Raw genomic sequence first — 21,842 nt, 5'->3', positions numbered from 1 at the left:
TTCAATCGAGCTTATGGTTGATGGGAATCTGACACAACCCGCCCATTAATTTCAGGATAACTTTACGTGATGGACTTTGATTTTAACGCACTCATGCGGCAACTGATCATTCAGGTGCCGCCCCTGCTCTTTTCCCTGACTGTTCATGAACTGGCCCATGGCTACGTGGCCTGGAGACTGGGCGACCCCACAGCCAAGATGGCCGGACGGCTGACCCTCAACCCGCTCAAGCACCTTGATCCTCTGGGGGTAATTGCCTTTATCATAATGAAAATCGGCTGGGCCAAGCCGGTGCCAGTCGATGCACGCTACTTTCGCAACCCGCGGCAGGACATGCTGAAAGTGGCCCTGGCCGGTCCCGGTGCCAACGTGCTTCTAGCCATTGCCAGCGCGGCTATCGCCCACATGGTGGTCAACTTTTTCCAATTTCTTCCTGAAAACGTATTTCTACCTCTTTATTACATGTTGAACACCAGCGTCTGGATCAATGTCATGCTAGCAGTCTTCAACTGTATCCCCATTCCACCACTGGATGGCTCCAAGGTACTCATGGGGCTTTTGCCCCCGGAGAGTGCCCGTAGCTTTGCTAGGCTGGAGCCGTACGGATTTATAATTCTCCTAGTCCTCTTTTATACCGGCGCTATCAGCTCAGTTATCATGCCGATCATTCGTTTCAGCGATTCCCTACTTCCAGGATGAAATAAAAAAAAGCCCGGCAAATGCCGGGCTTTTTTTATCTAGCCTGTGCTCCCTTGGGCTTACAGTTTGTAGCTAAAGCCAACCGTTACCAGATGAGCTGAGGCGTCATCAAAGGTACCGTTAATATTTCCGGGCTCCGCCCCTGTTCGATTCAAGACCGTACGCGACTCTTTGTCGTCATATAAATAGGCAATGCCTATTTCCATATCCTCGTTGATTGCATAGCGCAGGCCAACCGAATAGAGCATAGCATCAGAGTCGGGCAACTCAAATCCTAAGGTTCCTGAGGGCGCAGGATTTTCATCATAGGCAATACCTGCCATGAGGATGAAATTATTTTTCATGTCATAGCTGAAACTCAACCGCCAGGCGTCGGTATCCTTCCAGTTTTTGGGTTTTACATCGTCAAATGCCCCGGAAAGAACAGGGTTGGTCAAGGTCGTTGGATAGGTAAAATCAAGTTGATCATACTCCGACCAGTAGGTCCGATCATATTCGAGCTCAACGGTGAGTTGATCAAAAAAGGTGTAGGACACCGCAACAGCCAAAACGGCAGGAAGGGGAATAGAGACCCCGGTACTTCCGGAATAGGTACTGTCTACTCCAGGTAGAACCAAACTTGTTGCCAAATCGGCGTCCCCTTCTATATCCAAGTCAACATTTGAACGGTAGGTGACACTCACGTTCATATTATCAAGCGGACGCACTGTTGCAGCAAGATTCCACCCGAATTCCAGGCTATCTCCCTCCATATCACGTGAGGCTTCAAAACCTGTTAAATCCCCCCCACTCCGCACCTTGCCGTCTACATATACTCCGCGCACGCCTGCCGCGATTGAGAATGAGTCGTTAATTTTATAGGAAACCGTCGGATTGATGTCAAAAATCTTAAGGCTGAACTCTTCTGCAAAGTTCCTGGGATATGAATCTTTCCAGCGTTTGGAAAGACCGCCTGGTGCGGTGGTAGAAAAACCAAAACGGAAATTATTGTAGTCTGGTGAGACCACAAAAAAAGTCGGCAGAAAAAAATCTTCCGCCTCCGAGCTGCCATTGTACGCGGCAAAATCTGTATCGGTATAATCAATCGAACTCAGGTGAATCCAGGTGGCACCGACTTCAATATGCCAGCGATCCTCCAGCCAGCTCATGTTAGCCGGATTATAATAGGTCGCATCAGCGTTTGGTGTATAGGCCACATAGCTTCCGGCGCGCGCTGTGGAGTTCAACGACTGCTCCGGAATACGATAGCCCGAAGCCATGGCCTGACTGGCTGCAGCAAGCAGGACCACTCCTGCCATAGAAAATTTTTTCATTCCCCCCCCTTTCTAGGTGTTGCTTAACAAAAACTGTAGATAAACCGTGCAGAAGCCTTCTACACGTGCATATTATCTGCAGAGTACAAATAACGTTTGATCTTGTGGGTTGCGGTTTTCACAAAAGGCTCCCGCCGCTCCAGTATGCGAGAGAGCCGTGAGGATGCCGAGACCTGATCGTTGACAGTGGAGCGCATCTCCTCCATGAGCCCGCTGATGTATTGATGACGCTGGGCGCGGCTCTGCCCTTCGGTTTTGGAGTCAATAAACTCATAATCCGGGTAGACCCACGCCTCAAGCATGCCCCTGTTTTCAACTACCAGCGACTCAACTACAAAGGGGTAGGCATTAATCTTGTGTTCAATGGCTTCCGGAAAAACATTTTCGCCATTGGAAAGCACGATCACAGACTTGGAACGCCCCTTGATATGCAGATTACCCTCACGGTCAATAAGGCCGATATCGCCGGTTCGCAGCCAGCCATCTTCCGTTAAGGTTTCTTTGGTGGCCTCGGGATCATTGAGGTAGCCCTGCATGATATTTTTCCCCTGGGCCAGCACCTCGCCTATCCCGGTCTCCGGGTGCGGATCATCTATACGAATTTTTACATTAGGCACCGGCTTGCCGGTAGAACCGAGGCGAACAGTACGATCGCCATACGGGCCACCAGCGAGCAAAGGAGACGCCTCGGTCAGACCATACCCAACGATGAAAGGAAAGGCTGCCTCACGCAGAAACCGTTCCACCTCGGGATTAAGGGCTGCGCCACCAATTCCCATGACTTCCAGACGATTGCCAAAAAAACCACTGAGCTGGGCGCCGATTTTCCGGTAAATCACCTTCCTGCTCAGGCTGAATCGGCAGAAAAAGCTCAGTATTTTGCTTTTTTCAACAGCAGGTGCAATCCGCTTTTTGAAAATCTTTTCAATGATCAAGGGGACAACCAGCATAACCTGCGGTTTTTCTTTAGAACAGATGCGTTGCAACACGGCCGGTGTGGGTGTTTTCCCGGCATAAACAATACGGCAGCCCTTCAGCAGAGGCAGGAGAAAACCAACCGTAAATTCATAGGTATGGGAAATAGGCAGCACAGATAAAAACACCCATCCCGGCGGCACGCTGCGAATAATGCCACTGGCGGAGTTGGCATTGGCACAGAGATTTCCATGCGAGAGCATAACTGCCTTGGAAAACCCAGATGTCCCGCTGGTATAAAGGATGGAGGCCAGATTGTCTGTATCCACCGGATCAAACTCGAGCAGTTCATCGCGGGCCTGCTCTCCGTATTTGGCCAGAGCGGTGCCAAGAAAACCGGAAAAGGGTTCAACCTCTATCAGGCCGGTATCGTCGCGATAATCGTCAAGGGTGATGACGCGATGAATCTCCTGCTTGCAATCATAGATTTTCTCCATCTGACGCTGGGTAATAAAGATGAAATCACACTTCATCTCCCCAAGGATATGATGGACATCGGCATCGGGCAGGTCTGGAAAAATAGGAACCGTCGCCGCCCCAAGACGGACCACAGCCAGATATACCGTTCCCCAGTTATGCGAATTTTCGCCTAGCAGGGCCACACGATCGCCCGCTGTAATCCCCTGCTCACGAAGATAGGCCGCCAGGGCAAGGATGCGCTCATGAAATTCTTTGTAGCTCAGAGGCTTTTCCAGGGCCATGCCGATTGCCGAAAATTTGCGAAATTTGCGGCAACTGATATCAACCAGATCATTCAGCGTTATCGGGTTCTCCTGGATCGCCGGAAGCTGCTCCTTCACAGGCTGGCCAGGGACGGAATCCTGCGATTGTCCCTGCGACTGCTCGACTACTTCTGGTTGTGTTTGCATAGGTCCTCCCAATCCTAATACCTGACGGTTGCATACCGCAGGGCTCTTTACCACAAGAATGCCCCGTTTTCAAAGGAAACGGGGGCCTGCCTTAACAGAGCTCTGGTACAATTATATTTTTCGTATAAAAAAAAGCCTGTAGAGCATGGGAGCTCCACAGGCTTTGTTGAACCAGGAAATGAAGGCATTACAGACAAACACTGTGGGGGGATTAATCGCCCCCGATCTGTTTCTGCACCAGATCAAGCAAGATCTCCCTTTTAAAAGGCTTTTCAAGGGTGGCAATATCCCCGAGATACCCGGCCATGGTCAGGTATCTTTCAGCCTTGATTGCGCCGCCTCCGGAAATAGCGAGGATGCGTAAATCAGGGTAATCACGGACAAGTTCCATGATAAACTTGAGCCCGTCCTTTACCGGCATTATCATATCTGTAATTACCAAGTCAAAGGCATACTTTCCCACCAGGGCCAGCCCCTCTTCACCGTTTTCCGCAGTGTGGACTTCAAACCCCTCAAGCTCCAACATCTGGGTGAGCATGGTACGAATCTGCGCCTCGTCGTCGACCACCAATATCCGTTTCAAGGATTTTCCTCTCCCTTGTAGTCAAAAACAGTCTGGAATTACATGATATCCTACTAAGGAGCACTCGGTCGATCAACTGCTTTTTTCCCTTGACAGCTATTTTTCCCTACGGCACAGTCGGCCAAATCCTCCTGGAATAGTTCCAGATGACCAAAATGCCCGCCCCTGTTTAAAGTCGACAAACCATTGGCCACCTGGTTTTCGCACCGCATCTACAAAAACAAAGGGCTGCTCGCCGGAGAAACAGCGAGGCAGATACTGATCATGGGCCAGCTTCTCCTGTTCCAGCAGGGAGAGCGCCTCGGCCATGGTCGGTAAGCGCCAGTCTGAATAACCGGCAAACTGTTCATCATTAACTCGTGCCACTTCCCTGCGCATGGAGCGGTGACTCATGATATCAAGACCTTCCCGCTGCCACATCAACCCGGTCACCTGGTCGCTGACGGTGAGACCATCCTCATTATCGACCAGTTCACTGACAAAACTCCCCTCAGGATTTCTTTCCTGATCACAGAAATTGAACGACTGCACCAGCTGCACCACATCCTCTTCACTGAGTTCTTCCGCTTGATCCGGCAGCGTAATCCGAGCCTGAAGAGGAGCAAGCGAGCTGCGTTTGGGGAGGCCGGTTTCCACCGGACCTGAGGCTTCCCGCTGTTCTAGAATGACCACCTTGGAATCATCGTCGGTATTGACCACATTGTCCCGTAACCACTGCTTCAACTCTTCGTTGATGGCAAAGGTTCGCTCAAAAAGCGCCGCCTTTCCCTGCTCTTGCACGCAAGCACGCACCATCTCGGCAGGAGCGAGGATCTCGGCGATGACCTGTGCATGCTTGACCCCGCGCTCCATAAGGCAAAGTTTCGGCTCTTCATCCCAGGCATCGATAAAGAAATAATAAATCCGCTCACTATTATTGCGGATTCGCTCTACCCCGCCCCAACTTTCAAAGGTTCCGAAGGTATAATCTGGGGTCATATCCCAATCGATTGCCGGAATACCCGAAATAACTAATTTATTGAATAAACCCATATCTACCTCCATGACAGTTTGAAAATGACGGACAAACAAGTATCATGCACTCTAATGCATGCTCTTTCACTATAATAATAATGATTATTATTTCAAGATGAAAATCACTTTCCGCACCGACACTGGCATTCCCCTGCCGCTTGGCAACACCATCACCCCGCAGGGAATAAACTTCGCACTCTTCTCCCGCAACGCCACCGCAGTCAGCCTGGTTCTGGCGCTGAGCGAAGAGGCAATGGACACAAGCGAGATAAAGCTTGATCCCAAGCGTAATAAAACCGGAGATATCTGGCATATTCTTTTGCGCAATCCGCCGCCTGGTCTGCGCTACGGCTACAGCATAGATGGAGTCCATGCCCCCCAAGAATCCGGGCACGCCTACGATCCCGAACGGGTGCTGCTTGACCCCTATGCAAAACAGATCATCTCACCGGCCTGGGGAAAGGAACGAACCTGCCTGGGAAGTTTCCCTTGCTGCCTTCCCGGCCCGGAACCTTATGATTGGGAGGGGGATCGGCCTCTCAACATTCCGCTCAAAGATACCATCATTTATGAGCTCCACGTTCGCGGCTTCACCCGGCATGCCTCGTCCATGGTCACTGCTCCGGGAACATTTAAGGGGCTCCGTGAAAAAACAGGCTACCTGAAGCAGCTAGGAATAACAGCGGTGGAATTGATGCCGGTAACGGAGTTCAACGAAAATGAACCGATTTTTACAAACCCCTTTACCGGAGAGCATCTAAAAAATTTCTGGGGCTATAGCCCTCTCTCTTTCTTTGCCCCCAAGTCAGGCTACAGCAGCGACCTGCAAGCACCCCTCAACGAATTCCGCGATATGGTCAAAGCCCTGCACCGGGCTGGCATCGAGGTCATTTTAGACATTGTCTACAACCACACGGCTGAAGGCGGGTCGGATGGCCCCACCACCAGCTTCAGAGGCATCGACAACACCATCTATTATCTGCTTGATCCCTGGACCAGGGATTATCTCAACTACTCTGGCTGCGGCAACACCTGTAACTGTAACCAGCCCATAGTCCGCAACCTGATCCTCGATGCGCTGCACTGGTGGGTCATGGAAATGCATGTGGATGGCTTTCGCTTTGACCTGGCTTCCATTCTTGGTCGTGACTCGCAAGGGCAGGTATTGGCCAATCCTCCGGTGGTGGAGATGATTGCCGAAGATCCGATTTTGGCCGACACCAAAATCATTGCTGAAGCCTGGGATGCTGCAGGCCTCTATCAGGTGGGGAGTTTTTCCCCCCATCCCAGGTGGGCCGAGTGGAATGGACGCTTTCGTGACGACATTCGAGGATTCTGTTGCGGCCGGGAGGGGTTGGTACCTGCTGTGGCCACACGTATAGCCGGAAGTTCTGATCTCTATCAGGCAAACGGCCGCAGCCCTGCTAACTCGATTAACTTCATCACCAGCCACGACGGCTTTACCCTTGCTGATTTGGTCAGCTTTAACGAAAAGCACAACCTGGACAACGGGGAACACAACCGGGACGGTGACAATAACAACAACAGTTGGAATTCGGGCATTGAGGGACCAACAGCCAACAAGGCAATTCTGCGGCTACGCTCTCGCCGCCAACGGACCATGGCCACGATCCTGCTGCTCTCCCAGGGCGTTCCTATGCTGGTGGCTGGAGATGAATTTGGACGCAGCCAGTTAGGAAATAACAATGCCTGGTGCCAGGACAACCCCATCAGTTGGCTTGACTGGAGCCTTGCGAAAAAAAATCGCTACTTGCGACGATTTTTTCAAAAACTCATAGCATTGCGCAAAGCGCATCCTATCTTTCGACGTGAGGATTTTTTCCCTCACTCCACCGAAAGTCACGCTGACGAACATGGGCTGCAGATAACCTGGCAAGGGCTTACGCCAGGAAGTCAGGACTGGTCGCCAGGGTGTCGTACCCTGGCCTTTCTCTTAAGCGGCGAGTCCCTCACGCCCACCGATGATGATTTTTTTGTCATGCTCAACATGCACCCCTATACACCCGCGGTTTTTACCCTGCCCCTGGCACCACGGAACCGTCACTGGGTGCGTCTTATCGATACCGGCAAAAGTGGACCTCGAGACTTCGTTGACCCGGACCGGGCGAATACGGTAAAGTGCGGCCAAAAAGCATCTGTCGCCAATATGGGCTGTGTTGTCCTGCAGTCACAACCATAGGAATTTTATGATTACCTTACTCATGCTTGGAGATTCGTTGGTGGAATGGGGGGACTGGCCAAGCCACCTTCCGGAGGTTGCGGTCATCAACCGGGGGATTGCCGGAGAGATGACCGAGGAGTTGTCTGCCCGTCTGATGGATGAGATAGAAGCCTACCCTGACCCGAATGTGATATTGATCCAGTCGGGAACCAACAACCTGCTTTTTGGCTACCGCCTGTTTCCCACCATCCTCACCACCATGCTGCAACGGTTGCGCCTCTGTTACCCAGAGAGTCCCATTATCGTCAACTCGCTTATGCCCATGCCCATTGTTGCCACCCATGACCTGGAAGAGGTCAACCAGGAGTTGGCCGAGGCAGCGGCCGGTGTTGAAAACTGTCACTTTCTTGATACGGTTGGACCGTTCAATGAACACTGTCTCCCCATCACCCATCCAGGCTTTCTCAACGATCAGGTTCACCTCTCCACCCGAGGCTATCAGGTCTGGGGCAGGGCGATCAAAGCCAAACTCGATGAGCTCTTTCCGAATGCCATCCCTGGTTGACAGGCATCACAGGTCTCCTTACAAGAAATAGCTTGAAGCGATACGAATTCCACAGGGGCATCGTCTGCTGAAGTCCCTGCAGATTTACCCACGTTCTTTCACCTGGAGAGTTTCATGTCTTCTATGCCTAAAATACTGATCCATACCGCACTCACCCTCAGCCTTGTAGCCCCCTCCGTGGCGCTGGCCACCTCGCCCGTTTCAGCCGAGGTCGGCAAACCGCCAATACAGGCCCCACTGGATGGTGTGGCCCTTCAGGGGACAATTACAGAAACAATGGACAGCGGCGGCTATACCTATTTGCTATTACACGCCAAGCAGGGGAACATATGGGTGGCCATCCCCCAGACACCGGTGAAAGTAGGAGAAACGGTGAGCTGCGCCCCCGGCATGACCATGCCCAATTTCACCTCAAAAACCCTGAACCGCACCTTTGAGACGATTATCTTCTCGCCTGGAGTCGAAAAGAAGACGAGCAGCGCGAAAGCCCCTGCCGAAGCGGAGGGTGGCTTTGCCGCAGCTCTGGCAGCCGAGCAGAAGCAACCCCATGGTAGCAGCAATGTCATGGCCTCCGGCAGCTCCGCCGGCAGCGCGGGTGCCATCGTCCCCTCCGCCGATGTCAGCGTGGTCAAGGCAAGCGGAGAGAACAGCTACACGGTGGGGGAATGCTTTGAACAAGGCAAAGAACTACAGGGGAAAGATGTTCGGGTTCGCGGCAAGGTCATGAAGGTCTCCCGTATGATCATGGGAAAAAACTGGATTCACCTCCAGGATGGGACCGGTAACCCCTTAAAGAACCACCACGACCTGGTGGTGACCTCCATGGATGATCCAACTGAAGGCTCGATCATTACCATCAAGGGCACACTCAATTTTGAGCGTGATTTTGGGGCTGGTTACAAGTACGAAGTCATTGTTGAGAATGCCACTATCGAAGAATAATCCTGAATCCATGACACCAACGAAACGGATCCATCCCCACGGGATCCGTTTTTTTTATAGCAGGAAACAAGACATGGTCACTGAAAAAATTCATCCCGCTGAAATCGGCTTTGATTTTGACGGGGTTATCGCAGATACCGTAGAAGCCTTTATTCGCCTTGCCTGCGAGCAGTACGATCTCTGTGGTATTCTCCCTGAGAACATAACTGATTTCACGGTGGAACACTGCCTGGACATGCGAACGGATATTGCCGAGGCGATCTTTTACCAGATCTTAAAAGACTCGGTGGGCACAGGACTACTCCCCATGCCCGGTTCGGTGGAGGTGTTGAGTGAACTCAGTGCTCGAGCCAAGGTCACCATCGTCACGGCCCGCCCCCTGGCTCAGCCTGTGCATGACTGGCTTGCGCAGCTCTTTGCCCCCGAGATCTACCAGCAAATGCAGGTTGTGGCCATGGGAGATCACGATGACAAGGTGCGCCATATCCGCCAGCTCGGACTTCGAGCCTTTATCGACGACCGCGCCGAAACCTGCATGCAGATGCACCAGGCAGGGATTCAGTCAATCGTTTTCAGCCAGCCCTGGAATAAACACAAGCATGAACTTCCCTCGGTGGAGAGCTGGGAGGAAATTCGCACGCTTTGCTTTTAACCTCGCGGGGCTCTGGAAGCTCACCCCGTCTTCAAGATTCCCGACAAAAAAGAACCTTTCCCAGGAGTTCCATCATGCAATGCCCCAGCTGCGGCAGCTCGATTACTGTCTATCGCAACCCTACGCCTACAGTTGATATCATCATTGAGACCGAAGGTGGTATCGTTCTCATAGAGCGCAAAAACCCACCCTATGGCTGGGCCATCCCTGGTGGTTTTGTCGATTATGGGGAATCTTATGAAAATGCGGCCCAAAGAGAGGCCAAAGAGGAGACGGGGTTAGAGGTTGAACTGATTCGCCAGTTGCACACCTACTCCGACCCGAAGCGGGATGCCCGTCAGCATACCGCCTCAACCGTGTTTATTGCCACAGCAAGTGGCAAACCGGTGGCAGCCGACGATGCCCAAAAAGCGGATATTTTCTTCGCCGACACCCTGCCCTCCCTTGTTTTTGATCACGCCCAGATACTCAGCGATTATTTCAACTATAAAGAAACAGGTGAGCTGCCCAAATAAGATTGGGCAGTATCCCCTTGAGGGGGATAAAGCCAACGTCACACTACTCGATCTGCAATCCACCTAGGTTGAGTGCAGGACTGGTGGGGGCCACTGGTTTTTCAGGCGTTTCCACTGGTTCGCTCTGGGGGGAGGCAGGCTCCTGGGAAATCGAAGGAGCCTCAGCCTCTGCGTGGGTTTCAGCTGTTGTTACTGTCACCTTTGCATCCGAGTCCCCCTTGATGACTTTCGCCTGCTTGGGTACCGACTTGATGAGTGCAACAGCCTTGGAGGGAGGTGTATCAGGGGTGGAAGAGGCGCTAGACGGTGGCGCATCTCCCTGCTGAAAAAGAACAAAGAATCCCCCCCCAAGAAGCAGGAGGCCGATTCCGCTAAGCAGCCATTTGCGATCAATGGACCGGGGAAGGAGAAAGAAGGTCCCGGAAGACACATTTTTTTTTCGGGATACGGGGGGAGGCTCCTGAGTTGCTCCAGGAGCGGTAAGAATCTCCATAGACGCTGAAGCCTCTGCATCATCTTGCCGTTTATCTTGTGCAACCGGCTTCTCGGCCGGGACAAAGCGTTGCGCCAAAGCCGTGGCACCGCGCAAGGCCTGAAGCTCTTCTCTGACGCCTGGCACATCGATGGCCACAGCTTTTATCTGACTGTACAGGATTCCTGCACGTTCATAGTTGCCCGAGGTAAACGCTGCTTTTGCCTCGGCGTGCAGTTGTTCGACTTGGCCCAGACTTTTATTGAGTTGCTCATCCAGTGTTGCCCGCTGCTCCGCTGTCAACCCCTGTCCCAGTTGACGGCTGAGGAATCGTGCCTCATACAGCCGTCGCTCCTTCACACGTGCTGTTATAACCGCCAGCGTCTCCCGCGAAGAAAGCAGTGGCTGGGATGAATGACCGGCACTCATGGCCCCTCACAAAAATCCATTCTTAAAAAATATCCCCGACTCCGGGCACATGTTTCAGCACATGAAAAGCCGTCTGCAATGCACCGATACATGTTCCGACTTCAGGGGGGAGATACAAAGGATGCCCTGCCACTTTCCCCCAATTACTGCTATGGGGTGTCTTGAATAATTAGATTTTTCAATCAAGACCAAGGATTGCGAAAAAATTTTACCGCAGGCATATACAAGATATACCGAGGATAAAATTTTTCGCGGGACGCCGAGATTGGCAGAAAAAGCAATTATTCAAGATGCCCTATGGGTTCAGGAGCGCCTGTAAGAGCAGGTAAGCAACAAGTCCCGCACCTGCGGAACCATACATCAGCAGTCAGGGCATGCACTCGCCACCGGTGCGGCGCATGATGATCACAAAAGTAAGTATGGCCGCCACAATGGCGACACCAATCCCAATCAACTCATTCATACGCCCTCCCCCAAAAGGGGGCCTTGATTCGGCCGCCTCTCAGCTGAAGCACTACCACGGCGCCATCATCCCCATGGGGGATGGCGGCCGATACGTCCTAACCGGTAAAGGTATTAGCCCCGGATCTTCGCATCCTTGCGTTTGCGCAGACGAATGGCCTTGGGAGTAACCTCGACCAGCTCATCATCATTGATATACGATATGCAGTCCTCCAGACTCATGTCAACCGGAGGAGTGAGGATAACCGCCTCATCTGAACCCGAGGCTCGCATGTTGGTTAATTTTTTTCCTTTCGCGGGGTTGACGATTAGATCGGCGGGCCGACAGTGCTCGCCGATGATCATGCCCGGATAGACCGGAATACCGGGCGGCAGGAAAAGCTTCCCGCGGTCCTGAAGGTTAAACAGGGCATAGGCCACCGTGGTACAGGGCTCTTTAACGATCATCACACCGTTGATCCGGTTTTGGATCTCGCCTGCATAGGGCCCCCATTCGGCAAAGATATAGTTCATCACCCCCATGCCGCGGGTATCGGTCATAAAGACGGAGCGATACCCTAATAACCCACGGGTGGGGACCTTGAACTTCATCTTGGCCATCTCTTTTTCCACCACCATCTCGGTCATCACGCCCTTGAGCTTACCCAATTTCTCAATGACCACACCCTGATATTGCTCATCCACATCCACGGAGAGTTCTTCGTAGGGCTCCATGAGCTGGCCGTCGATCTCGCGCATGATAACCTGGGGCCGAGTCACCTGAAACTCATACTCCTCACGCCGCATTTTCTCAATAAGAATGGAGAGGTGCAGCTCACCACGACCGGAAACCCGATAGCCGACACCATCGGTGAGCGGCTCCACCATCAGTGCCACATCGGAGAGGGTCTCGCGGGTGAGGCGCTCCTCCAGATGACGAGAGGTGACAAATTTGCCATCCTGCCCGGCAAAGGGCGAGTCGTTGGGAATAAAGTTCATGGAGATGGTCGGCGGATCGATCTCAATGAGTGGCAACGGCCTGGGATCAGCCGGGTCGGTAAAGGTCACCCCGACGGTCACATCCTCCATACCGGCGACGGCGACGATGTCGCCCACGGAAGCACGCTCCAGCGGTACCTTGGTGGAGCCATTAAAACCAAAAATCTTATTGATGCGTACCGGAGAAATAGAACCATCACGACGGGCAACCGCCAGGGGAGTGCGCAGATCAAGGCTGCCGTTGACAATTTTACCAATCCCCAGGCGCCCCAGATAGGGTGAGTAATCAATGGTGTTGACCTGCAACTGCAACGGCTCACTGGGATCTCCAGCCGGTGGCGGTACATGCTTAATAATCATATCGGACACAGCATGCATACCCGTCTCCGGCGTGACCTCATCTTCGGGCTCAAGTATGGCATAACCGGCCTTGGCAGAGGCATAGACCACGGGAAAATCAAGGATGTGGTCCGGAGCATCCAGTCGGTCAAGCAGATCAAACACCTGATCAACAACCCAGTCACAGCGGGCAGCGGGTTTATCGATCTTGTTGATAACCACCAGGATCGGCAGGTTGGCAGCTAAGGCCTTCTTTACCACAAAAAAGGTCTGGGGCATGGGACCTTCCTGGGCATCGACCAGCAACACCGCCCCATCAGCCATGCGCAGGACGCGCTCCACCTGACCGCCAAAGTCGGCATGGCCTGGCGTGTCGATGATATTGACCTGATAGTCTCCATACATGTAGGAGCCGTTTTTCGAAGCAATGGTGATACCACGCTCACGCTCCAGGTCCATGGAGTCCATGAGCCGCTCTTCCACCTGCTGATTTTCGCGAAACATGCCACTGTGGCGGAATAATTGATCAACCAGGGTGGTCTTGCCATGGTCAACATGGGCAATAATAGCGACATTACGAATAAACTGCTGATCCATACTGCTCCTCCCCCACGCTAGGGGGTTACATGTATATAAAATTTAAAATTGATATTTCGAGGAATCCCGGAATTCACGGGAAAATGAACTCTGCGGAGAGTGTGTACCGAGTGAAAGGCAACATGCATCAGACTGATTTTCTCAGCTTTTCCAGACGGTAGGATAAAAAAGGAGTTAATTTACCTCAAGAAGGACAAAAAGACAAGGAGATTGATCACTATACCGATCACCAGGCAAGAAAGACCGCTTTGCGGCTCTCAGCCGAGCGACGTAGGACAGCAATCTGCTCATCCACGTAATCGATGACCAGAGCCCGTTTTCCCTCCGCCGGACGCATGATTCGCCCCACAACCTGGAGCAGTCGTCCTTCAAATTTAATGGGAGTGGCCAGGACCAGAGTGGACAATCCCGGACAGTCAAATCCCTCGCCAATGAGCTGCAAAGTCGATATGAGCACCTGCACCCTATTTTCACGCACATCCGCAACGATCCGAGTCCGCTCATCCGGAGGGGTTCGCCCGGTGAGGACCGCCACCGGGACTGAGTCGGACACCAGCATTTCAGCCAATGCCCGGCAATGCCCAACCCGATCAGAGACGACCAGTACGGTCCCATCGTGCCCCGCAGCCAGCAGCGTCTGCAATTCATGGACGATCTGTTTGTTGCGCTCTTCATTTTGGGTCAACGTCTTGATCAGCTTGGCATATTCTCCCTGGTATCTGTAGGTGAATGTTGTCGATCGCTGCTTGAGTTCAGGCCGCACCACAGCACCACTGGCCGCCAGCACACGGCTGTCCACCTGGTGGATCCGATCGCCCATGGTTATGTAAATGAGTTTGGTCATTCCGTCTTCCCGACGAAAGGCGGTCGCGGAGAGCCCAAGCATATAGCGGCAGTCAAAAGCGGCCACCACCTCGGTAAAGAGACTGGCCGGAACCCGGTGACACTCATCAACCACAATCTGACCAAACTTTCCTGGCAAGGTATCCAGATGCTTTTTAGCGGTATTGACAATGGCAACGGTGATAGGCTTGAGCTGCAGCCTGCCATCACCGGCAAGACCGGCCTCAACGCCTAAAAACTCGGCAATCCGCTGCTGCCACTGGTACATCAGCTCCTTTGAATGCACCACGATGAGCGTCGGCTGTCTGCGCCGGGCAATAATGGCCAATGCCATAATAGTCTTTCCAGAGCCTGTGCCCGCCTCAAGCACACCGAAGCTATGCCGCATCACGGCTGTAACCGCCTGCTCCTGGTAGGGCCGCAAAATCCCTTGAAACGAATTCTCGATCTCGATCTGCTGAGTTCTATTATCCACCAAAACCGGACTTTGCCCGACGATCTTTCGGCAGAGTCGCACCGCCTGATTGGCAAAACCACGGGGAAAAACAATATCTCCCAGCTCTTCTGTAAAAAAAAATAATTGGGGTTTAAGCTTCTTCCCGATCCAGCGGCCAAACTGCTTTGCTGCCTGATACTTTGGATTATCGATGGTGAGCTCAACGCGTAAGGCGGCAAGCAAACGAAGGTCCGCCCCCTTAAGGCGACAGCAACTGCCGACTTCCATGAGCGGAGGCGTTGTTGGTAGGGAGGGCTGTTCAACCATGGTTAGTCCCGTGGCAGGTGGCGTTCTTTTTCATAATCCCAGCCTTGGCCAACTTGACAGAGGAGCGAAAATAGAGCATTTTAATTTGTTTTAACGTTGGGCTGTTCGCAGAGTATGCTGGGCGGCTTCCCCCTCAAGACAAAAAGAAAGCCCCCTATGCCACGGCACCTTCATAATCATTTTCTGGCGTGTGGCTGGCCTTCACCTTTTCCTGTTTTCAGCTCATGGTCAAGCAAAAAACTTTCTCTTTTTTCAAGGTGCTGCTTGTTGTTCTCGCAGCCGTTTTCCTTCCAAGTGGGCCAGTTTACTGTGGACAGGCCAAAAGCATGGTCCTCACCCTGCCCGCAGAAACACTGCTGAGCGCAGTGCAGCAGATGCTGCCTCTGCCCATTCCTGCCCAAGGCCATCGTCTTCAGGGGGATATCGTCCTGGAGTCACTTGACCGACTCTCCATTCACAACAACACCATCACCGTGGCCGGGACCCTCTCTGGTCGTAATTTGCTCTTGACCACGCGTTTGGCAGGCCAGGATTTCCAGGTCCAGGTGGGCCAGGTACGCTTGCCGATCAAATGTAGCCTGAAAACCCGCTTTGCATCCAAACAACGCAAACTGTATGTGACTCCCACCTTTCCAGATTCTGCAAATGGAGGGGACGACCTGACTTCCATGCTTGGAGCCCTGGCCGACCGCGAGTATGAGCTGGACCTTGACCGGCTCAAAGCACTCAATATCGATTTGGGCAACGAGACCATACCGGTCGCACTGGACCCAATCCGAATAGATGCCACGAACAACAAGCTTACATTGTATTTGTTGCCGCGTGTCGGCAGCAAACACGCATCACAGCAACGGAGGTGACACATGCCTGACAACTGTTTATTCTGCAAAATAATTCGCGGTGAGATTCCTGCGGAAAAACTCTATGAAGACGACGATGTCCTCGCCTTTCGGGACATTGCGCCCCAAGCTCCTACGCATTTTCTGGTGATCCCGAAAAAGCATATCAAGGGGCCGGAAGCGGTGCAACCTGAGGATGAACAGGTGTTTGGAAAGATGATGCGGGTAGGTAACGAGATTGCCCAGAAAGAGGGCATTCCGCATTTTCGCGTAGTTTTCAACAACGGTGCCGAGGCCGGGCAAACCGTTTTTCATCTGCACATGCACATCCTGGGTGGACGCGCGCTCAACTGGCCTCCAGGCTGATACCTGAATCCGTGACGGCTGGTAACCGCTGAACAGTCCCTTACTCGGATTGGCCGAACATATCTTCCAACATAGCGGCCAGATTCTGGACCGAGTACGGTTTTTTCACCTTGCCGGAAAAACCGTACTCGCGATAGCCCTGCATGACCGAATTTTGAGGGTCGCCACTGGAGACGAAGAGTCGGGCCTGCGGGTCCTGCTCGAGGATCTGTTGTGCCATCTCCAGCCCGCCCATGCCTTCGGCAACATGAAGATCGGTCATAACCAGTCCATAGTTATGCCCCGTTTCCAGCGCTTTTGCGTAGAGTGCAACCCCTTCCTCTCCATTGCTGGCTAGGTCGCAGCTGTACCCCAGATACTGCAACATTCCGCAAACCACCTCGCGAATGACCTCCTCGTCTTCCATCACCAGAATATGACCACGGCTCTCCTGTGCCTGTTCAGCCACCTGGGAATCGCCACCCTGCTCCTGTTCCAGCACAAGATTGGCAATACCTTGTTGAATAGAGTCCAATTCGTCGATAGCGGCTTGGTGCTCTTCTTTTTTTGCCAGCTCAAAAAGGTTCTGTGCCCGGGCAGCCCAGCCTTGCAATCCACATTGAAGCAAGGTTCCCTTGAGGGTATGAGCGGCGAACCCCAACTCATCAAAATCACGTTTTTTCAGGGCATCTTTACTGTTTGCCAGGAGTTTCCCCACACTCTTTCTGGAAGTGGACAACAAACGTTCTACCTGCTCCAGAGTAAAGTTAGCCGAGGCATGTAGGTGCGATCGAACCTGGCCGACACTGACCGGTTCTTCACTTAACGGCTCAGTTTCTTCCGCTTTTTGGACTGCTGGTTTTTCATCCAAAGTGCAGAAAGTACCGGCGTGGAGATTTTCCAGGGACATCAACGAGGCGATCAGTTGCTCGGGGTGGAAAGGCTTGGTTACATAGGCATCCATACCGGCCTGTAAACACATATCCTGATCACCGCCCATGGCATGGGCAGTCATGGCAATAATCGGAAGGGATTTTCCAGCAAGCCTTCGTGCCAGGGCCTGCTCCAGCTCTGTTTCAATGGGCGAAGCCGCATTTTTTCCCAGCTCAAGGGCACGAATTATACGAGTGGCTGTCAGGCCGTCCATGACCGGCATCTGCACATCCATAAGCACAACATCAGCCTTAATGCCTCGGGCCAGCATTTCCAGGGCAGCAAGACCATTGCCCGCCACCTCCACATGATGGTCCTGCTCAAGAACCATGCGCGCGAGATCACGATTGACCTCATTATCGTCCACCACCAGAATATTCAGGCCGACGATGCGCTGAGTGGGAGCTTCATCGATTTCGTCTTGAACCTGTTGCTCCTCGCCCAGTTCCATGTTCAACGTAAAGTGGAAGGTGGAGCCCTCTCCAGGGACACTTTCCACCCACATGCGGCCTCCCATCATTTCCGCAAGCTGGCGACTGATAGCCAAGCCCAGCCCCGTGCCTCCGTACTTGCGGACATAGGAGCCATCGGCCTGTTCAAAGGTGTTAAAAATTTTTTCCTGTTTTTCCTCATCGATACCGATACCGGTGTCATGGACGCTGGCATGCAGCATACACCAGCCAGCCTCGGAGGCTTCTTCAAGCTCCACAAGCGAGATAGTGACAGCCCCATTTTCAGTGAATTTAATAGCATTGCCAACCAGGTTAAAAAAAATCTGGCGCAACCGCAGATCATCACCGATGAGGACCTTGGGCAGCTTGCCGTTTTCAATGAATTCAAGCTGTAATCCCTTTTCCACTGCGGGAACATGCATGGTGGAGATCACAGTTTCTATCAACTGCCGCAGAACAAACGATTTTTTGCTCAGCAGAAACTGTCCCGCCTCAATTTTGGAAAAATCGAGAATATCGTTCAAAATCCCCAGCAGGCTATCAGCCGAGTTTTTCACTGTTTTCAGAAGATTACGCTGGGTTTCATCGGTGATTTGATCCAGAGCCAGGCGGGTCATGCCGATAATGGCATTCATCGGTGTACGGATCTCGTGACTCATATTGGCCAAAAACAGGCTTTTTGCCTGGTTGGCTGCCTCGGCGGCTTCTTTAGCCTTGAGTAAATCGTGGGTCCGGGTTTCAACCTGCTCTTCAAGATACAGATCACGCTGTTGAATCTGGGCAATCATGCTGTTGAAGCCGCGTGCCAGCAATCCGAGCTCGTCTTTACTGGTAAGCGGAGAACGGACCGAATAATCACGCTCCTGGGATATATGCTGCATGATTTCAGAAAGCTGGGTAATCGGGCCGCTAATCACCCGCAATAAACGGCTGGACAACAGACCGGCAAAAAGTAACCCGCAAAACAACATGCCGACCATCATCAGGCCAAGCCAGAGCAAGTTATTGTTGACCTCCTGCATACTGACCCGCAGGTAAAGGGAGCCGATGGTTTCTTTTTCCAGAAGTATGGGCTCAAGCAGCTCGGCACGCTGCCCTGCATAGCGAAATCCATTGACAGAGAGCGCTTCAAAGCTGCCATCATCGTGCTCTTTGTCTAACAGTTCGGCACGATTGTAACTTGCCAGCAATTCCCCCCCGGCAGAATATATTCGGGCGAGGATTATGTTAGGTTTGGCCGAAAGTGTACCGATAATACCACGCAGTGTAGCCCGATCATCAAAGGCGACACCAGCACTGCAGTTTCCGGCAATGACTCGCCCCAGCGTCTGAACTTCGCTGGCCGTCTGCTGGCGGACCATAGTCCACTGGCCAACAAAGGAGGATACCATGACCAAAAAAAGAGCCAGGGTACAGGCCAGCAGTACGATCAGGTGCAGCTTTGAGCGTATGGGAAGATGTGCAAACCAGGTTTTCATAGGTTTAGAGTACGTCAACCGCCAGATTGAGCAAGGAAGAACTGATGCTGAGCCCCATACTCTTAGCTTGGGTGTTGTTGATGATAAAAGAAAGACGGCCACGCTGATCCTTAAACTCAAAGAGTCCGCCTGCAGCGGAAAATCCGTCAATATCACTGACGCTTACCACGGGCTTCCCTGCTATCCGTCCCAAAATACGGCTGAGATTGTTCTTTTCCGAGCGGCTGATAAAAACCATACGGCACTGGCCCAGTTTGCTGCTGGAGGACTTGAGATAATGGATGGAAACATGTTTGCCCCCCACTTTTTTGGTTTCAATCCCTGTCAGCGCTTCCCCAAAGGGATCCTCTCCCAACACGCAAAGAGGAAAGCTCTCACTGGAGCTACTTTGGGCAGGCCAGGTGACAAAGTGGGCAAAGTTCAGCAGAAAGGCCGCCTTAACCTTGTACTCGACGCCAGATTGCGCGGCGTGTGCAGAGAGGGTATTCACCCCCAGCAACACAAGCAACGCTAATATATGGAGAATTCGAGTTCGCATCAGCACGCAAGGGGCAAAGGTTAAAACCGCCAGGTGATCTTTCCGTACACCAGAGGCTCCACTTCGGTGGCCGGCGTCTGATATTCGGAAAGATAGCGTAGTTGCCCGCTGTCAAAAAGATTTTGACCTGCAAGCATCAGTTCAAGGTTTTCGCTCGGGCTCCAAATAAGATTTGCGTTAAACACGTAATAATCGTCAATGGTTACCGGATCGCCCAACAAATTAACGGTATTCCGACAGGAAACCTGATCCACATAACGCAACCAGAGATTCAGGCGCCAGTCATCAGCTAGGGCAAGAGAAGATCGTAGGGAAAATTGATTTTTTGGCGCCGATTTTGCGACCCAGTCACTTCCCGCCTGGGTTCCCACCCAGGCCTCGGTGGTCAGGTCTGTTTCCAGGTAGGAGTAGGCAAGAGCAAAAGACAGCCAAGTGCGGGGTTGCCAGTCCATAGCCAGTTCAAATCCCTTGCCGTTGCCTGATTGAGCATTGACAAAGGTGCTGTTGACATCCAAATTCGACTGTTCGGGAAAGACCGTATACACTTCATCATAATCATTATAAAACAGGGCTAGGTCAAAGGAGAGATTACGTAAGGCCTGCCAGCGGTAGCCAAATTCATAGGCATTGACCTCTTCAGAATCATAGTCCTGGTTTCCTATAAAATTCAGACTCCCCGCTCCAACATAGACGCCCCCCATATATACCGGATACCGGGCCATAAGAACTCGCCCATACTGCTCAACAATAGAAGGCGTACGCACTGCATGGGCTACAGATCCCCAGAGGGTATGATTCTCCGCAGGTTTCCACAGCAACTTGGCGCTGGGTTGCCATTCACTGCCAGTATAATCGTTGTATTCATATTTTGTCCCCAGTGTCAGCCAGACCCGATTCTCCACCATGTTGATTTCATCCTGAATAAACACACTATAGAGCGAATCGTTTCGATCCGGCAGGTTTACCTGATAGGTCTCATCAAAATCTCCCTGAACCGATCGGTACCCGGTTCCCATGGTGAGCTTCTGCCGGGCACCAATTGGGGTCTCGTACTGCAAATCAAGATCCAGGGTCGAAAACTCAAGATTAAAGACGGCGTCCTGACGTTTGTTATAATCGTAGTAGGCCTTGAAGGTAATCGCCTGGTCTGGGCTTAGCTCCCGTCGCCATCGGCCTAGAATATTGCCCCCCTTGGCATCAAAATCATCATCTAAGGTTGAATAATACGGAGACGAGCTGGTCCAGTAGGGAATGACCCACTGATCCCCCTCATTCTCATACAGATCTCCCTGGAGTGTCCACTCGTTGTCATCATCGGGACGGCCATCCATGCGAAACCCGACCTGGGTCGGATGCCAGGAGTCGTTGCCATCCGCTTCACTTTCGGCAAGCCGATTGCCCCCGAACTGATCGGCGCTAAGATACAAACGGGCAAATGTGGTCTCGGAGAGTCGGCCACCATAACGCCCGGCAAGGGACCAGGCCCCCTCACCGCCAAAACTGGCTCGTACCAAGCCTCCTTGGGTCGTCTCTGCATTTTTGGTGATAATATTAATGACGCCGTTGACCGCATTCGCTCCCCAGAGGGTACCACCTGGACCACGAATGACCTCAATGCGGTCGATATCTTCCAACAGAGTATTTTGAGCATCCCAAAAAACACCACTGTAGGCCGGTGAGTAAACCGAACGACCATCAATGAGCACGAGCAGCTTGTTGGAGGTAAATCCGGCAAAGCCACGGGAGGAGATGGACCATTTAGAAGCCGAAATCTGCGCCACCTGGATCCCCGGCGCCATGGACAGGGCATCGGGGATCGTTGTTACGCCCGAACGGCGAATATCTTCCTGGGTGATGACAAACACCGCAGCCGGCGCATCGACCAGCTGCTGATCCCGTTTGGCTACCGAGGTGATGGTGATATTCATTAACTGGTTGAGATCTAAATCAAAATACTCGTTGGCCACTGCAGCATAAGCCATGGGTGCCGCTTCACTCAAGGCGAGCAGTGCTGTGGCAGTAATTCCGCAAAAACAAGATTTTAATTTCATCATAGGTAGCTAGC

The 21,842-nt window shown here is 52.4% G+C and carries 18 protein-coding genes; 8 read left to right on the top strand and 10 right to left on the bottom strand.

Annotated features, from left to right (window positions below; translation table 11 throughout):
• Positions 1-69 precede the first annotated feature (69 nt).
• Positions 70-699, top strand: a complete 630-nt coding sequence (locus tag JWJ90_RS01890) for a site-2 protease family protein (RefSeq protein ID WP_205225505.1) — start codon at positions 70-72, stop codon at positions 697-699.
• 59 nt (positions 700-758) lie between these two features.
• Here the strand turns inward: JWJ90_RS01890 and JWJ90_RS01885 are convergent, their stop codons facing one another.
• From JWJ90_RS01885 to JWJ90_RS01870, 4 genes are all read right to left on the bottom strand, one after another.
• Positions 759-2,012: an OmpP1/FadL family transporter gene (locus JWJ90_RS01885; RefSeq protein WP_205225477.1), complete on the bottom strand. Its 1,254-nt coding sequence runs from the start codon at positions 2,010-2,012 to the stop codon at positions 759-761.
• Between the two features lie 59 nt (positions 2,013-2,071).
• Complete coding sequence (locus JWJ90_RS01880; RefSeq protein ID WP_205225476.1) at positions 2,072-3,856, bottom strand: AMP-binding protein; 1,785 nt, start codon at positions 3,854-3,856, stop codon at positions 2,072-2,074.
• 211 nt (positions 3,857-4,067) lie between these two features.
• On the bottom strand, positions 4,068-4,439 hold the full coding sequence (locus JWJ90_RS01875) for a response regulator (RefSeq protein WP_205225475.1): 372 nt from the start codon (positions 4,437-4,439) through the stop codon (positions 4,068-4,070).
• A 96-nt stretch (positions 4,440-4,535) separates the two neighbouring features.
• Positions 4,536-5,471, bottom strand: coding sequence for an Lcl C-terminal domain-containing protein (locus JWJ90_RS01870; protein WP_205225474.1), 936 nt, complete (start codon positions 5,469-5,471; stop codon positions 4,536-4,538).
• Positions 5,472-5,568: 97 nt separating this feature from the next.
• On the opposite strand from JWJ90_RS01870, the gene glgX reads away from it, so the two are divergent.
• The 5 genes from glgX (at position 5,569) to JWJ90_RS01845 (ending at position 10,309) form a co-directional block, all read left to right on the top strand.
• Positions 5,569-7,653 (top strand): glycogen debranching protein GlgX, encoded by a 2,085-nt coding sequence (gene glgX / locus JWJ90_RS01865; RefSeq protein ID WP_205225473.1) that lies wholly within the window; start codon positions 5,569-5,571, stop codon positions 7,651-7,653.
• Positions 7,654-7,660: 7 nt separating this feature from the next.
• Entirely contained in the window at positions 7,661-8,200 is a 540-nt protein-coding gene (locus JWJ90_RS01860; protein ID WP_205225472.1) for a GDSL-type esterase/lipase family protein, read from the top strand.
• 114 nt (positions 8,201-8,314) lie between these two features.
• Complete coding sequence (locus JWJ90_RS01855) at positions 8,315-9,142, top strand: OB-fold nucleic acid binding domain-containing protein (RefSeq protein ID WP_205225471.1); 828 nt, start codon at positions 8,315-8,317, stop codon at positions 9,140-9,142.
• A gap of 73 nt (positions 9,143-9,215) precedes the next feature.
• Positions 9,216-9,794 (top strand): 5' nucleotidase, NT5C type, encoded by a 579-nt coding sequence (locus tag JWJ90_RS01850; RefSeq protein WP_205225470.1) that lies wholly within the window; start codon positions 9,216-9,218, stop codon positions 9,792-9,794.
• A gap of 74 nt (positions 9,795-9,868) precedes the next feature.
• Entirely contained in the window at positions 9,869-10,309 is a 441-nt protein-coding gene (locus JWJ90_RS01845) for an NUDIX domain-containing protein (protein ID WP_205225469.1), read from the top strand.
• Positions 10,310-10,352: 43 nt separating this feature from the next.
• On the opposite strand, the gene JWJ90_RS01840 is transcribed toward JWJ90_RS01845, so the two are convergent.
• The 3 genes from JWJ90_RS01840 to JWJ90_RS01830 all read right to left on the bottom strand — a co-directional run bounded on the left by JWJ90_RS01840 (position 10,353) and on the right by JWJ90_RS01830 (position 15,192).
• Positions 10,353-11,210 carry a hypothetical protein gene (locus tag JWJ90_RS01840; protein ID WP_205225468.1) on the bottom strand — a complete coding sequence of 286 codons (858 nt, stop codon included), beginning with the start codon at positions 11,208-11,210 and terminating at the stop codon, positions 10,353-10,355.
• A 576-nt stretch (positions 11,211-11,786) separates the two neighbouring features.
• Positions 11,787-13,586, bottom strand: coding sequence for a translational GTPase TypA (gene typA, locus JWJ90_RS01835; protein WP_205225467.1), 1,800 nt, complete (start codon positions 13,584-13,586; stop codon positions 11,787-11,789).
• A 226-nt stretch (positions 13,587-13,812) separates the two neighbouring features.
• Positions 13,813-15,192: a DEAD/DEAH box helicase gene (locus JWJ90_RS01830; protein ID WP_205225466.1), complete on the bottom strand. Its 1,380-nt coding sequence runs from the start codon at positions 15,190-15,192 to the stop codon at positions 13,813-13,815.
• 224 nt (positions 15,193-15,416) lie between these two features.
• Between JWJ90_RS01830 and JWJ90_RS01825 the strand changes: the two genes are divergently transcribed.
• Together JWJ90_RS01825 and JWJ90_RS01820 are read left to right on the top strand one after the other, a co-directional pair.
• Entirely contained in the window at positions 15,417-16,052 is a 636-nt protein-coding gene (locus JWJ90_RS01825) for a hypothetical protein (RefSeq protein WP_205225465.1), read from the top strand.
• Between the two features lie 3 nt (positions 16,053-16,055).
• Positions 16,056-16,397 carry a histidine triad nucleotide-binding protein gene (locus JWJ90_RS01820; protein WP_205225464.1) on the top strand — a complete coding sequence of 114 codons (342 nt, stop codon included), beginning with the start codon at positions 16,056-16,058 and terminating at the stop codon, positions 16,395-16,397.
• A gap of 40 nt (positions 16,398-16,437) precedes the next feature.
• Here the strand turns inward: JWJ90_RS01820 and JWJ90_RS01815 are convergent, their stop codons facing one another.
• Genes JWJ90_RS01815 through JWJ90_RS01805 form a run of 3 tightly spaced genes read right to left on the bottom strand, consistent with a single transcriptional unit; the run spans position 16,438 to position 21,831 of the window.
• Positions 16,438-19,239, bottom strand: a complete 2,802-nt coding sequence (locus JWJ90_RS01815; protein ID WP_205225463.1) for a response regulator — start codon at positions 19,237-19,239, stop codon at positions 16,438-16,440.
• A 4-nt stretch (positions 19,240-19,243) separates the two neighbouring features.
• The gene (locus tag JWJ90_RS01810; RefSeq protein WP_205225462.1) at positions 19,244-19,777 is read right to left on the bottom strand and encodes a YfiR family protein; all 534 of its coding nucleotides are present in this window, start codon (positions 19,775-19,777) and stop codon (positions 19,244-19,246) included.
• Positions 19,778-19,797: 20 nt separating this feature from the next.
• Entirely contained in the window at positions 19,798-21,831 is a 2,034-nt protein-coding gene (locus JWJ90_RS01805) for a TonB-dependent receptor plug domain-containing protein (RefSeq protein ID WP_205225461.1), read from the bottom strand.
• Between the last annotated feature and the right edge of the window lie 11 nt (positions 21,832-21,842).

Source organism: Desulfobulbus rhabdoformis, from assembly GCF_016919065.1.
Taxonomy (GTDB): Bacteria; Desulfobacterota; Desulfobulbia; order Desulfobulbales; family Desulfobulbaceae; genus Desulfobulbus; species Desulfobulbus rhabdoformis.
The sequence above is the reverse complement of the archived record's forward strand: the minus strand, read 5'-3'. Positions and strand labels throughout refer to the sequence as shown.